Consider the following 15,197-nt stretch of genomic DNA (forward strand, 5'->3'; position numbering starts at 1 on the left):
TAGAAAACAATAAGTACCTATGAAAGACTTCTTTTACGCAATACAAGATTTATTTGTAGATGTATTATTTGCTCCTTATGATGCTTTAAGAGCTTTAGAGTTAGAAAATTGGTTTGCTGCGAATTCTGTTTCTTGGATTTTCCTAGTAATAGGTTTTGTAGCCATGCTTTATTGGATGAAGCAACTCAAAATGTTTAATGATAATAACGAAGAAGATAAAAGTATTTCTTCGCACTCATATTTATAAATCGAAACCAATATCTTTACGATAATACATCTTATCAAAATGTAGTTTTTCTATACTTTGGTAAGATTTTTTTATAGCTTCTTGGTAAGTGTCTCCATACGAAGTAATTGCCATAACACGTCCGCCTGAAGTCACTATTTTTCCATCTACAAGTTGAGCTCCAGCATGAAAAGGAATGGAATCTACAATATCATTGACGCCTATTATCTCCTTGCCTTTTTCGTACGCTTCAGGGTAGCCTCCAGATACTGTCATAATTGTAGTAGCTGCTCGGTCATCAATTTCAATATTAATTTTATCTAAAGTCCCTTTAGCCATAGCTTGCAGAATTTCAACAAAATCATTCTTTAATCTTGGCAGAACTACTTCTGTTTCAGGGTCTCCCATTCTTACATTATACTCAATAACTTTTGGATCGTCATCTACTTTAATAAGCCCAATAAACACAAAACCAACATACGGTAGATTATCTTTTTTGAACCCATTGATAGTAGGTTTTACTACGCGTTCTTCAATTTTACTTAAAAATTCGTCTGTTGCAAATGGTACTGGAGAAACGGCTCCCATTCCACCAGTATTCAATCCTGTGTCACCTTCACCAATCCGTTTATAATCTTTTGCTGTTGGTAGGATTTTATAGTTGCTCCCATCGGTTAAAACAAAACAACTTAATTCAATACCTTCTAAAAATTCTTCAATAACTACTTTGTTGCTTGCCTCTCCAAACTTAGCATCTACAAGCATACTTCTTAATTCTGCTTTGGCGTCTTCCAAATCATTTAAAATAACAACACCTTTTCCTGCAGCTAATCCATCTGCTTTTAAAACATAAGGAGCCTTTAACCTTTCTAGAAACGCATACCCTTTTTCAACAGTTTCTTTAGTAAAACTCTCATAAGCCGCCGTTGGAATATTATGTCTATATAAAAACTCTTTAGCAAATTCTTTGCTACCTTCTAATTCGGCAGTCACTTTTTGAGGACCAATAACCGAAATGTGTTTAATAGCATCATCATTTAAAAAATAATCATGAATTCCCTGTACCAATGGGTCTTCTGGCCCAACAACTAATAGGTCTATTTCCTTCTCTATAGCAAGTTTTTTTATGGAGTCAAAATCTGTGACACTAACATTCACATTAATCGCCACTTGAGCTGTGCCTGAATTACCAGGCGCCACAAATAAATTCTTACATAATGGACTTTGCGCAATTTTCCAAGCGAATGTATGCTCTCTTCCTCCAGAGCCAAGGACTAAAATATTCATTTTATAAGTTTTTAGTTTCCCGTTTTCACGGGAATGACAATGTATTGTTTTTTAATACTATATATTAAAAGCAATTTTGTAGTTCGCAAAAATAAAACTAATGCTACGAATACACGAATATTTTTTATTTACTTTACAAAATATATGTTTCATAACTTGAATTTATTTAATATTTCCTTACAACTTAAAGGGTTTCCTATTGCTAAGGCAAAAGGTCTATTAAAGGATGTTCAAAATAAAAATGCCGATGAGTTCAACTCATATATAGAATCGCAAAAACAAGCTATTGTTAATTACCATTTAAAAAACAATTCTTTTTATAAAAATTTTGCTAGAAATGTTAATCATAAAGATTGGTGTAATATTCCGGTCATGACAAAAAATGATTTACAGCAACCATTAGAAACCCTTTTATCTGATGGTTTTACAAAAAACAACACTTATATAGATAAAACATCGGGAGCTTCAGGGCATCCATTTATTTTTTCTAAAGACAAGTTTACTCATGCCTTGACATGGAGTGTTATTATGGATAGATTTTCTTGGTTTAATCTTAATTTTAACACTACCAAACAAGCTCGGTTTTACGGCATTCCATTGGATAAAAAAGGATATAATACCGAAAAACTAAAAGACTTCATAAGTAACCGTTTTCGATTCAATGTCTTTGACTTAAGTGATCTCGCTCTTAATAACTGGTTAATTACTTTTAAAAAAAAACCGTTTGTTTACATGAATGGCTATACAAGTCCAATTGTGCAGTTTGCAAAATTTCTCAAGCGAAAAAATATAATACTTAAAATTGTTTGTCCTACTTTAAAAGCTTGTGTTGTAACATCTGAAATGCTTTTTGAAGATGACAAACACCTTATGGAAACCCAATTTGGAGTACCAATAATTAATGAATATGGTGCCTCAGAATTAGATTTAATTGCCTTTGAAAACAGAAATAACGAATGGGTTGTTAATAGTGAAACGCTTTTTGTAGAAATCTTAGATTATAATAATAAAAAACTGCCATATGGAGAAGAGGGTCGTTTAGTAATTACATCTTTATACAATAAATCACAGCCATTTATTAGATATGATATTGGAGATATTGGGGTGCTATCAAAAAAAAGTACACCGAAAAAACCAATATTAGAAAAACTAATAGGTAGAACCAATGACATTGCTGTTTTGCCTAGCGGGAAAAAAGCTGCGGGATTAACCTTTTATTATGTTACCAAAAGTATTATTGAAAAAGATAATAAGGTTAAAGAATTTGTTATCGAACAATTAAAACTCGACACTTTCAAAATATATTACGTAAGTACTGAAGATCTTTCCTTAGAGAAAACAAACGTTATTATAACGGAAATGGAAAACTACCTAGAAAAAGGCTTGACAATTCTTTTTGAAAGAAAAGAAAAATTAGTTCGTTCAAAAAGTGGTAAATTGAAACAGTTTTCGTCCCTCTTAAATCAAAATACATGAATATTACCATAGTAGCTGGTGCTAGACCCAACTTCATGAAAATAGCTCCAATTATTGAAGCAATTAAAGAGAAAAAAAAAGAAGGTTTTGACATTACCTATCGACTCGTCCATACTGGTCAACACTACGACAAAAACTTGAGTGGTACTTTTTTTGAAGAATTAAATATTCCTTTACCAGATAGTAATTTAGAGGTAAAAAGTGGTTCGCAAGCAGAACAAACTGCTGCTATAATGATTGGTTTTGAATCAGAACTATCACAAAATCCATGTGATTTAGTTATGGTTGTAGGCGATGTCACCTCGACCATGGCGTGTACTATTGTTGCTAAAAAAGCTGGAATAAAAGTAACTCATGTTGAAGCCGGTATTCGTTCTGGTGACTTGCAAATGCCCGAAGAAATAAATCGAATTGTCACAGATAGTTTAACAGATTATTTCTTTACAACCTCAACTTATGCGAATCAAAATTTAAAGCAATTAGGCGTTTCTGAATCCAATATCTTTTTTGTAGGCAATGTGATGATTGACACATTACTTAAAAATGAAAATAGATTAAGAAAACCTAAATTATGGGATAAGTTAAAATTAACGAATAAAAAATATTTGGTCATGACGCTTCATAGACCAAGTAACGTAGATGAAGAAGAAAGTTTAAAAACACTTATTAATCAAATTGTAAGTTTAGGAAAAGATTACCCAATTATTTTTCCGGTACATCCAAGAACTCAAAAACTTTTAAGTGAACTTAATTTGAATTTTGATAACCTACATTATGTAGAGCCTTTAGGATATTTAGAATTTAATTATTTGGTTAAAAATGCTCTGGCAGTATTAACAGATTCTGGAGGTATTACTGAAGAAGCAACAGTAATGAATATTCCTTGTATTACTTTAAGAGATTCTACTGAAAGACCAGAAACGTGTATTATTGGCACTAACATTTTAGTAGGAAATGATGTTGATAAAATTCAAAATGCATTTGATATTCTACTTTCTGGACATTGGAAACAGGGGAGAATTCCAAAATTATGGGATGGACTTGCAGCAAAACGAATTGTTAATCATTTAATTGAAAGATATCAATTATAGTGAAAGATATTTTAATTATAACCAACTATTTCCCACCTGAAACCGGCGCAGCTTCAAACCGTATTTTTCATCTTGCTGAAGGCTTGCAGAAGCATAGCTTTAAAGTATCGGTGGTTACGCCGTTGCCAAACTATCCAACTGGAGCCATTTTTGAAAATTACAAAGGTCATTTCAAAATCGGTTCTATTGAAAACGATATAAAGATCCATCGTCTATGGATTTCCGCAAGTAATTCAAAAAATAAAATTTTACGCCTATTTGCTATGCTTTCCTATAGCTTTAGCTTAGTGTGGTTTTTCGTCACTAATAAAATTCCAAAAATAGTTATTGTGCAATCGCCACCTTTATTAGTGGCTTTTACTGCAATGTTTTTTTTACGATCAAAAAAACGAAAACTTATTTTAAACGTGAGTGATTTATGGCCTCTAGCAGGGTTAGAATTGGGAGCACTAAAAAAAGGTTGGAGTTACAAGTTACTTGAACGGATAGAATCTGTTAATTATAAAAATGCTAATCTAATTCTTGGTCAAAGTAAAGAAATATTAGCACATGTTAAGTCGCAATTTCCAAATAAAGAAACGTTCTTATATCGCAACTTTCCCAATTTTAAACCTCCCCAGCTTATCAAAAAAGATTTCTCACGAGGTAAACTTCAAATTGTTTATGCTGGTTTATTAGGTGTCGCACAAGGAGTTTATAAGTTATGTCTAGAATTAGATTACTCCAATGTACAATTACATATTTATGGTGCTGGTTCAGAACAAAAACAAATCGAAAATCTTATTAATAGTAATGCCGCATTAGATGTGGTTTATCATGGCGAAGTTTCAAGAAAAAAAGTACATAAAGAATTAGTTAAATATGACTTAACTATAATTCCTTTGCTCAATAGAATTTATGGATCGGTACCTTCAAAAATATTCGAATACGCCTATTTAGGTATTCCTATGCTTTATTTTGCTGGCGGTGAAGGCGAGGAAATTATTAAAAACCATCATTTAGGATGGGTAGCTAAAGCTGGGAGTTATGATGATTTGAATAAAGTTATTTCTGAGATTAACAGAGCAGAAATTGATTTTAAATATAGATGTGAAATTCACTCAACAGGTATTGAAAATTTTAATTTTATTCGTCAACTAAAACAATTAATGCATAAACTTTAATAGGCCTTTTCTTCTCCTTTAATTATATTTCCAAGTGTTTGAAAAATAATTTTTATATCTAATAGTGTTGACCAGTTTTCAATATAAAAGATATCGTATTTTATTCGGTTTATAATGTCTTTGTCTTCTTTAATTTCTCCTCTAAAACCACTTACTTGAGCTAAACCTGTAAGACCTGGTTTAACACTATGTCTATAAATAAAGTTGTATTTGTCTATAACTTTTGAATAAGCCTTTGTATAGGATAACATATGAGGTCTGGGTCCCACTACAGACATGTCTCCTAAAAAAATATTTATGAACTGTGGTAGTTCATCCAAACTTGTTCTTCTTAAAAACCTTCCAACTCTAGTAACTCTAACGTCTTCCTTTTTAACATATTCCCCTTTAATATTAGTGTCTATTTTTAAGGTTCTATATTTATAACACTCAAATTCCTTATAATTGATTCCATTACGTTTATGCTTATAAAACAACGCCCCTTTTGATTCAATCTTAATTAAGATATACAATATTATTGATAACCATGATAAAACACCAACTATAATGATTGTTGAAAAAACAATATCGAACCCTCTTTTTAGGAACCTATTTAAATTTTTATTTAGTGTAGCTTCTTCAATTGATAAAACAGGTAAGTACCCATAATAGTTTGTGTTTAGCCTTTTTGTAAATAGTTTTTTTGTTTTTGGGACAAATTTTATATTACAATGATTTATGTTTGCGTACTTAACTAACTCATTAACTTCAGATTCCTTTAATTCATCTATGGCACAGTAAATTTCATCTATATTATTCGAGTTCTTTAATAATGTTAGACCATCTTCTAGTTTTTCACTAGATTCAAATAGACTTTTATTGCTATATGTCCCCACAATATTATACCCAAGACTTTTGTCCTTTAAAAAAGTATCTATTAGCTCTTTAGTTATATCCCCGCCACCAATTACTACTACATTTCTTGTGTTACCTTTCAGCTTTGATCTGTAAAACCTAAGTGAGTAATAACTCAATATTTTGACAAAAGCAATTGCTGTAAAGCAATATACTAAATAGCTAAACGTTTGAAAGGCAATCAAATTCACACTTCTAAAAACCCCAATAAATGCATAAACTATTATTAAAAAAGCAATAAATTGTTTGAATAATAAAGTTAAAACATCTAAGAAAGAGGTATATCTATAAACACTATAAAACTTAAATATAGAAGTAGAAAATACCCAGAAAACCGTTGAATAAATAAAATAAAGTAGCTTTTGATTGTTAAGAAATTCTATTTTAAAAAAATAGAGTCTCTCACTATTTAATTCTAAGAAAAGATAGCCAAAAAGGTTTATAACAATAACATCGAAAACAATCAAAATTGGTCTTAAAAGCCATGAATACCTTCCACGTACATATTCCATAAAAATTATTTATTGTATGCAATAAAGTCTTTATGATCAATTTTATAAAGTTCTTCTTGAGTTAAACTTTTAAAATAATCAAAAGTAATTTTCATTCCTTGTTTTCTATCGATCTTGGGCTCCCAATCTAATAGTTTTTTCGCCAAAGAGATATCAGGTTGCCGTTGCAATGGGTCATTCACTGGCAAATCCCTGTAAACTATCTTTTGCGAGGTACCAGTTAATGAGATTATTTCTTCAGCAAAATCTTTTATAGATATTTCATTTGGATTTCCAATATTAACAGGCTCAACATAATCACTAAATAAAAGTCTAAAAATTCCTTCTATTTGATCATCTACATAACAAAAAGACCTAGTTTGAGAACCATCCCCAAAAATTGTTAAATCTTCTCCTCTTAAAGCTTGCCCCATGAAGGCGGGAATAACACGTCCGTCGTTTAGACGCATCCTAGGACCATAGGTGTTAAAAATTCTAACAATCCGCGTTTCTAACCCATGAAACCTATGATATGCCATCGTAATAGACTCTTGAAATCTTTTAGCCTCATCATAAACTCCTCGAGGACCAATTGTATTGACATTGCCATAATAACCTTCTGGCTGCGGGTGGACTAAAGGGTCTCCATATACTTCGGACGTTGATGCAATTAGCAGTCGAGCTTTTTTAACCTTTGCCAAACCCAGCAAGTTATGTGTTCCTAATGAGCCAACCTTTAGAGTTTGAATGGGAATTTTTAGATAGTCAATTGGACTGGCAGGCGAGGCAAAGTGCAAAACATAATCTAAATGACCTTCAATATTAACAAACTCAGTAACATCATGTTCAATAAATTTAAAATTCGGATTCTCATTAAGGTGCTTTAAATTCCGTATATCTCCGGTAATAAAATTGTCCATCCCAATAACATAAAACCCTTCATTTATAAAACGATCACAAAGATGTGATCCTAAAAATCCTGCGGCTCCAGTTATTAAAATTTTTTTCAATTTTTAATTGATTTTTTTATTGTCTCCCAATAGAAATATAATTTATTCCTTCTTTTTTCATATCATCAACATCATATAGATTTCTTCCATCAAAAATTACTGTCTCCTTCATGGTAGATTTTAATAGCTCAAAATTAGGGGTTCTAAATATACTCCATTCAGTACAAATCACTAATGCATCTGCTTCCTTAAGAGCTTCGTCTTTGTTCAATGTGAATTGAATTTTATCTCCAAGTTTTTTCTTGACATTAGCCATAGCCTCTGGGTCAAAAGCTTTTATTTTTGCGCCTCTTTTTAATAATTCTTCAATAATATAGAGCGATGGAGCTTCACGAATATCATCTGTTTCTGGTTTAAAAGCCAATCCCCAAATAGCAAATGTTTTACCTTTTAATTCAGATTTAAAGTATTTGTCTATTTTAGGAATAAGTGCTTTCTTTTGAGTATTATTTACTCTAATTACAGATTCTAATATTTTAAAGTTATAGTTAGAATCCTTCCCTGCTTTATGCAAAGCCTTAACGTCTTTAGGGAAACATGAGCCACCATAACCTATTCCTGGAAATAAAAACCGTTTACCAATTCTTGAATCAGTCCCCATTCCTATTCTAACTTTATCTATATCTGCCCCAACTTTCTCGCAAAAGTTAGCAATCTCATTCATAAATGTAATCTTCGTAGCCAAAAAAGCGTTGGCTGCATATTTAGTTAATTCCGCTGAACGTTCGTCCATAATAATAATGGGGTTACCGGAACGGACAAAAGGCTTATATAGCTTTCTCATTGTTTCTATAGCACGTTGCGAACTTGAACCTATTACTATTCGCTCGGGTTTTAAAAAATCATCTACAGCAAACCCTTCTCTTAAAAATTCAGGGTTAGAAACCACATCAAAATTCACTTTAGAGTTTGAAGCAATAGCCTCTTTAACCTTATCAGATGTGCCAACTGGCACAGTACTTTTGTCTACTATTATTTTATAGTCTTTGATTAATTTCCCTATGTCATTAGACACTCCTAAAACATACTTTAAGTCAGCAGAACCATCTTCGTTTTCTGGAGTTGGCAAAGCAAGAAAAATTATATCACCATGATCTAGCCCTTCATTTAAACTTGTAGAGAACTTAAGTCGATTGGCTTTTATGTTTCTTTCAAATAAAACATCCAAATGGGGTTCATAGATAGACACTTTGCCCCTTTTCATTTGAGCAACTTTTTTTTTATCTATGTCAATACAAAGGACGTCATTACCTGTTTCTGCTAAACAAGTTCCAGTCACTAATCCTACATATCCTGTTCCAATAACTGATATTTTCATTAAATTAATTTACATTATTTGGGGGTTGCATTATATCCTTTTATAATATCAGGAAACGTCTAATTTTTCAAATTGAGAGTTTAAACTTTTGTATTCAGGAACCAATAATTTTATTCCTTTAATAATATTTTCAATTTCATGAGCATTTGCAGAAGCTATTATTTTTTCAACTTCTTTATTGATGTAGTTGTATTGATTGTTATTCTCTTTAACAATCATAATCTTTTCATGATAAGTTGGTAATGTTATTGACTTATCGTTTAATAATTCTTCATAAAGTTTTTCTCCTGGTCTTAGTCCAATTGTTTTAATTTTAATGGTTTTCTCGGGAATATGACCTGCTAAACGAATCATTTTATGGGCTAAATCAATTATTTTTACAGCTTTGCCCATATCGAAAATAAAAATCTCGCCACCAGTACCCATACTACTTGCCTCCATAACTAATTGACAGGCTTCTGGAATTGTCATAAAGTACCTTATAATATCTGGGTGTGTTATAGTGACTGGGCCCCCGGAAGTAATCTGCTTTTTAAAAAGAGGGACAACAGACCCATTAGACCCTAAAACATTTCCAAAACGCGTGGTAATAAATTTAGTCTTAACTATATTGTCCTTGTCTTTATGGATTTGATTGTGAAGTGATTGCACATACATTTCTGCCACTCTTTTACAGGCGCCCATAACATTGCTTGGGTTAACAGCTTTATCTGTAGAAATCATAACAAACCTTTCACAGTCGTACTTTACTGCTAAATCTGCCATATTCACAGAGCCTAAAATATTAACTAAAACCGATTGGTCTGGGTTTTTTTCCATTAAAGGAACATGCTTATAAGCGGCACAATGATAAATTAAATCAGGTTTGTGTTTCTTAAATAAGTATTCTAAGTTTTCTTTATTTTTAACATCACAAATTACAGGAGTAAAATTTAACTTAGGGTGGTTTTTATTCACCTTTAGTGTTAAACTATGTAAAGGTGTTTCAGCTTGATCTATTACAATTAATTCCTTTGGATTATATTTACTTAATTGTTCAACAATTTCTGAACCAATAGAACCAGCTCCTCCCGTAATAAAAATTGTTTTATTCTGAATTAAGTTCAATACATTTAAATTACTTATTTTAATAGGTTCTCTTCCCAAAAGGTCTTCAATTTGAATATCTTGGATTGTGTCGTTAACGCCACTATTAATATCTAATTCTGAAATTGACGGAGCTCTATATACTTTAATACCATGTTCTATACAGTCTTCGACTCCTCTTAAATACTGATCGTTTTTTAATCCATCTTCTAAAATAATTATCCCATTTGCTTTATTGGCTCTAATTAGAACATGCAATTTCTTTTTTATATGTAGCACCGGAACTCCTAAAACTCTTTTATTGCTTTTCTGTATATCGTCATCTAAAAACCCCAGAACTTTAAAGCGCTTAGGTAACTCATTCTCTATAGCTACAGCAATTGAAACTGAGTTTTGTGAAACTCCAAGAATAAAAACTTTCTCGATGTCTGGATTATTGTTGAGTAAAAATTTGGCATACACCTGTTTTATTAAAAGTCTATAAAGGAGAAGTCCGCTAAAAAGTAACAGTGAATATACAATTATGAAAATAGGTGTAAAAAAAGATTTTTCAACCAATTTAAAAGAAGCAAAATCAATAACAACTAATGCAATTGCAGTAAGCAAAGCCGCTAAAAAAAGTTTAACAGCATCTACGTTTGTCGAATGCCTAATAACACCAACATAAGTTTTAAAAATTAAAAAGAATATAACTGTAACTACTTCTGCAAGTATAACTTGTTGTAAAAATAGAGTGTCTAGAAATTGTAATGAAAAATTATTTATGATAAAAGCAGCAGAAACCAATGCAAAAAAAGCGACCTGAATATCCCAGAACAAAATAATCCACCTTGGTAAATAGTCCATACTATTTACTCCAAGTTTAAATATGGTGTTTTTAAATACTAGTTTTATTATTTCTTTAATTTTATCCATCTACTTAATTATCACAATCTATGCAAATTTAATGATTTATAAAATCTATTTCTTAATATACTCTACAAAGTTGGTTATTACACTTTTAATTCTTCTTTTATCATCATCTGTTAAGTTAGAACCTGATGGTAAACATAACCCATTATTAAATAGGCCCTCACTAACGCTGGAACCATAAAAAGGGGACTCTTTAAATATAGGTTGCAGGTGCATTGGTTTCCATAATGGTCTAGCTTCAATATTATACTTCTGTAATTCTAATCTCAAGTCTTCTCTATTAAATCCGGTTTTACTTTCTTCTATTGTAATACAACTTAACCAATGGTTTGAAAAAAAATCTGTATTCGGTTCTTTAAATACTTTAATGCCATTTATGGCTTTAAAAATTTCTTTGTAAAATTTATTGTTTTCTCTTCGAAGTTTTATGTACTTGTCTAAAACCTCTAGTTGCTTTATTCCAATTCCTGCCGAAACATTATCCATTCTGTAATTATATCCGATTGCAGAGTGCTGATAATGAGGCGCATTATCCCTAGCTTGGGTGGACAAAAATATTGTTTTTTCTTTATCTTTTTCTGTTCTACAAATTAGCACTCCACCCCCTGAGGTCGTAATAATTTTATTTTCATTAAATGAGAACACTCCAAATTTTCCAAATATTCCACACTTCTTGCCTTTATAAGTAGACCCTAATGCTTCAGCGGCATCTTCTATTATTGGAATACTATATTTTTTAGAGATGAAAAGCAATTCATCTATTTTTGCGGGCATACCATAGAGATGAACTACTATAATTGCTTTAAGTTTTTTGCCTTTCGAAATCCTATCTTTTATTGCAATTTCTAGTTGATTTGGACACATATTCCAAGTCTCAGGTTCACTATCAACAAAAACTGGAGTTGCACCTTGATAAACAATGGGGTTAGCAGAAGCTGAAAAGGTAAAGCTTTGACAAATTACCTCGTTTCCAGCTTTTATTCCTAATTGTATTAAAGCTAAATGAATTGCAGCTGTTCCTGAATTTAGAGCAGCAAAATGTCCTTGTCCTATAAAATTATTTAATTTATTTTCAAATGAATTAATATTCTCACCATATAATGAAACTTCTCCTTTATTACTTGCACGGTTAAAGAATTTATCTTCATTATGCGTTAAATGAGGTGATGAGAGTGAAATTTTATTCATTAATTCCTATTTTACTTTCTTATATGTACCTTGTTTGAATATATAATATATGAAAGAAAGAAATACAAAAAGAAATACAAGAGTTAAAATACTACGATTATGATTCATTAAAAAGTAGACAACAATTATATTTAAGATTAATTGTATAATAAAATAAGCTGTCGAAACTATTAAATGAGAGATTTTAATTTCGTTCACCAAAAGTTGATATAAATGCCTACGATGAGCTTCAAAAATATTTTCTCTTCTAAAAAGTCTCTCTATAATAGTCCACCCTCCATCTATTAAATAAACTCCTAAAATTAAAAACACCCAATAGTTTTGACTAACCTGATATAGCTTTAAAGTAAAATAAATTATTGTGAATCCTATTGTTATACTACCAACATCCCCTGCAAAACATTTTGGTTTTTTTCTAAAGTTAAAATACCCAAAAACCACTGTAGCTAAGGCAAATACAATAATTAAGTTGCCATTGGTGAAATTAATAATATAAGTGTTAATTATATACAAAGTAATATAACTACATAAGGCATTTAAAAAAGTCATTCCATTTATTCCATCCATAAAATTATAAATGTTCAAAAAACCCAATGAAAGTAAATAAGCGATAAGAGATATCAAAATTGTTATTATTGAAAAATTGTCGAAAATTTCAATCCCTATAAAAGCAATTGTTAAAGCAATAAAATGGAAAACTATTCTAATTCTTGATGACAATGTTTTTAAATCATCCACAAAACTAATTATGGAAACAATAAAAACAGATGCGATAAAATAAATCAAACTATTATCCATTTGTTCATAAAAGAATACCAAAAAAAGTAAGGTAGCTGGAATGAAGATAATACCACCTCCTCTAGTTGTAGGAATTATGTGAGCACTTCGATGATTAGGGTTATCTTTTATCCCTTTATTATGCGCGTAGTGCAAATATAAAATTTCTATTATTAGTAATGTAAAAAAAATAGCGACAAATATGAGCATTTTCTAGTTGTTAAAAGAATTTATTGTCTTTATAAAACCCTCTTCCCCTGTTAAAGGTAATGAGATTTTAAGAGTACTGGTTATTTTATTGTTTGAGACGCAATAATGTTCTGTTAATTTATTTAAGCGATCACTATTTATTGGAATTGGGAAAACATCTCCAACCTTTGCAATATACTTTATCGCCAATTTAGGCATATTAAAAATTAAAGGTTTCTTACCAATTACTTCTCCAATTAATAAAATTAATTGATTTGTAGAAAATACCTCATTATCTGAAACATTATAAATGCCCGATTTTGGTTTTTTTTCTATAATTTCTTTAATTATAAAACATAAATTATCCACTGAAAGAAAAGATCTTTTATTATTAAATCGCCCAAGTGGTATAGGCAAACCCATTCTTACAAAATTATAAAGCAAGTTTAGGTTTCCTTTATTATTTGGTCCATGTATCATACACGGTCTGAGAATATAAACTTTCTTGTTTTTAGGCAAACCTTTCTCTAGAATGTAATGCTCCGCTTTAAGCTTTGATTTTCCATATATTGTTTTAGGGTTTGGTATGTGATTTTCGGTTAAAACGCCCTCAAACTGGTCTGAAGAAGCTTTAACAGAACTCAAAAAAATGAAGATTTCACAATTACTTTTAAGAAAATTGTTATATAGATTAATGGTTAATTCAGTATTTGCTTCAAAATATTCCTTTTCATTGTTAGTGTTTTTTAAATCATGTGCTTTGCCTGCTAAATGAACAAAAACATTAAAACTATTTAGGAAATCTACAGATAACTGATTATAAGACTTAATTTGGAGTGCCTTATTTGAATTTCTTGATAAACCTTGTATATTATAATTCCTCTTTAAATATTTTTCAAGGTTACCTCCCACAAAACCATTTATTCCAGATATTAAAATGCTATTATTTACAGAGCTCGTCATAAATTTCAAGATGTTTTCTAACTACTAATTCCTGTGAAAATTCTTTTTCAGCTTTTTGCCTGGAATATTTTCCCATTTTTATCCGATCTTCTTCTGATGTTACTAATTTTTCAATCGCTTTAGCAAGCTCTTTAACTGATTTTACTGGAACTTTATACCCGTTCTTGCCTTCTTCAACACATTCTTTACACCCAACAGCATTTGTGGTAATAATTGGTCTTCCAATTGCACAGGCTTCAATTAATGATTTAGGCATTCCTTCTCGATAAGAAGGCAACACAACTATATGAGAATTTTTATATACATCAACCATGTTTTTCTGATAACCAATCCATTCTACATAACCAACTTCTTCCCAATCCTTCAAATAATCTTCTGTAACACCTGCTTTATTTTCTACATCGGCCAAACCTGATAATATAAAATTTACTTTTCCATAAAATTTATCCTTGAGTAATTCTGTTGCCTGTCTAAGCTCTTTAACTCCTTTATCCCATAACATTCTAATTGGTAAAAGTACAATTACTTTATCTGAGACAGGAAAGGGGCTATGACTATATTCTACTAGATTAACTCCAGAACCTTTTATAAAATTGATTTTATTCTTATTGGCTAATATGCCTAAATTTTTAATTTCTTTATAATCATCTTGGTTTTGAAAAATTACAGCAAGATTATTTTGATTAAATCCATATTTCATTAATCTTATCATAAATTTCTGTACTATTCCCCGTCGCTCGCCAGTGAAATTATAACCCAAACCGCTTATAGCATTCAAGGTTCCTTTAACCCTTATTAACCTTGATATAACACTTCCATAGATGACTGGTTTTAACGTAATATGATGTACTACATCGGGTCTAATTTTTTTATAAAGTTTATAAAATACTAATAATGTTTTTAATTCCTTAATAGGGTTAGTCCCAGATCTTGAAAAAGGTGTATTTATAAACGAAATCCCATACTCTTTTATTTCTCCTGACCTTCCAGTTTCTTCTCCTGCTACAAAAACCTCCCAACCTTTCTGTACAGCCTCTTGAGCGATACAAAGTCTATGAGAAATAAAGAACCAGTCTACATTTACAACAAATAATAATTTCTTAGTAATCTTAGCCATTAAAACTTT

The 15,197-nt window shown here is 30.8% G+C and carries 13 protein-coding genes; 4 read left to right on the forward strand and 9 right to left on the reverse strand.

The annotated features are described in order from the left end of the window. The first annotated feature begins 19 nt into the window (after positions 1–19). Positions 20–247, forward strand: coding sequence for a DUF6341 family protein (locus AC2D6V_RS03675; RefSeq protein ID WP_484646695.1), 228 nt, complete (start codon positions 20–22; stop codon positions 245–247). Here the strand turns inward: AC2D6V_RS03675 and purD are convergent. Then, the gene (gene purD / locus AC2D6V_RS03680) at positions 242–1,513 is read right to left on the reverse strand and encodes a phosphoribosylamine--glycine ligase (RefSeq protein ID WP_484646696.1); all 1,272 of its coding nucleotides are present in this window, start codon (positions 1,511–1,513) and stop codon (positions 242–244) included. The genes AC2D6V_RS03675 and purD overlap by 6 nt on opposite strands. A 156-nt stretch (positions 1,514–1,669) precedes the next feature. On the opposite strand from purD, the gene AC2D6V_RS03685 reads away from it, so the two are divergent. The 3 genes from AC2D6V_RS03685 to AC2D6V_RS03695 are packed head-to-tail and all read left to right on the forward strand — an operon-like array spanning position 1,670 to position 5,243. Continuing rightward, entirely contained in the window at positions 1,670–2,989 is a 1,320-nt protein-coding gene (locus tag AC2D6V_RS03685; RefSeq protein WP_484646697.1) for a phenylacetate--CoA ligase family protein, read from the forward strand. Then, a complete protein-coding gene (gene wecB / locus AC2D6V_RS03690) occupies positions 2,986–4,080 on the forward strand; it encodes a non-hydrolyzing UDP-N-acetylglucosamine 2-epimerase (RefSeq protein WP_484646698.1) in 1,095 nt (364 codons plus the stop codon). Before AC2D6V_RS03685 ends, wecB begins: the two co-directional genes overlap by 4 nt. After that, complete coding sequence (locus AC2D6V_RS03695) at positions 4,080–5,243, forward strand: glycosyltransferase family 4 protein (RefSeq protein ID WP_484646699.1); 1,164 nt, start codon at positions 4,080–4,082, stop codon at positions 5,241–5,243. Before wecB ends, AC2D6V_RS03695 begins: the two co-directional genes overlap by 1 nt. On the opposite strand, the gene AC2D6V_RS03700 is transcribed toward AC2D6V_RS03695, so the two are convergent. From AC2D6V_RS03700 to AC2D6V_RS03735, 8 genes are read right to left on the reverse strand one after another with little or no spacing between them, the layout of a single operon-like run. Continuing rightward, positions 5,240–6,649, reverse strand: a complete 1,410-nt coding sequence (locus AC2D6V_RS03700; protein WP_484646700.1) for an exopolysaccharide biosynthesis polyprenyl glycosylphosphotransferase — start codon at positions 6,647–6,649, stop codon at positions 5,240–5,242. The two genes, AC2D6V_RS03695 and AC2D6V_RS03700, sit on opposite strands and share 4 nt — an antisense overlap. 5 nt (positions 6,650–6,654) lie before the next feature. Continuing rightward, on the reverse strand, positions 6,655–7,638 hold the full coding sequence (locus AC2D6V_RS03705) for a UDP-glucuronic acid decarboxylase family protein (protein WP_484646701.1): 984 nt from the start codon (positions 7,636–7,638) through the stop codon (positions 6,655–6,657). Positions 7,639–7,654: 16 nt separating this feature from the next. Continuing rightward, positions 7,655–8,956 (reverse strand): UDP-glucose dehydrogenase family protein, encoded by a 1,302-nt coding sequence (locus AC2D6V_RS03710; protein ID WP_484646702.1) that lies wholly within the window; start codon positions 8,954–8,956, stop codon positions 7,655–7,657. Positions 8,957–9,004: 48 nt separating this feature from the next. Beyond that, a complete protein-coding gene (locus AC2D6V_RS03715) occupies positions 9,005–10,957 on the reverse strand; it encodes a polysaccharide biosynthesis protein (protein ID WP_484646703.1) in 1,953 nt (650 codons plus the stop codon). A gap of 45 nt (positions 10,958–11,002) precedes the next feature. Next, positions 11,003–12,142, reverse strand: coding sequence for a DegT/DnrJ/EryC1/StrS family aminotransferase (locus AC2D6V_RS03720; protein ID WP_484646704.1), 1,140 nt, complete (start codon positions 12,140–12,142; stop codon positions 11,003–11,005). A 6-nt stretch (positions 12,143–12,148) separates the two neighbouring features. After that, entirely contained in the window at positions 12,149–13,129 is a 981-nt protein-coding gene (locus AC2D6V_RS03725; protein ID WP_484646705.1) for an MraY family glycosyltransferase, read from the reverse strand. A gap of 3 nt (positions 13,130–13,132) precedes the next feature. After that, positions 13,133–14,071, reverse strand: coding sequence for an NAD-dependent epimerase/dehydratase family protein (locus AC2D6V_RS03730; RefSeq protein WP_484646707.1), 939 nt, complete (start codon positions 14,069–14,071; stop codon positions 13,133–13,135). Then, entirely contained in the window at positions 14,052–15,188 is a 1,137-nt protein-coding gene (locus AC2D6V_RS03735; RefSeq protein ID WP_484646708.1) for a glycosyltransferase family 4 protein, read from the reverse strand. The genes AC2D6V_RS03730 and AC2D6V_RS03735 overlap by 20 nt, the downstream gene beginning before the upstream one ends. Positions 15,189–15,197: the final 9 nt, after the last annotated feature.

It is taken from the genome of Algibacter sp. YIN40 (assembly GCF_057219435.1).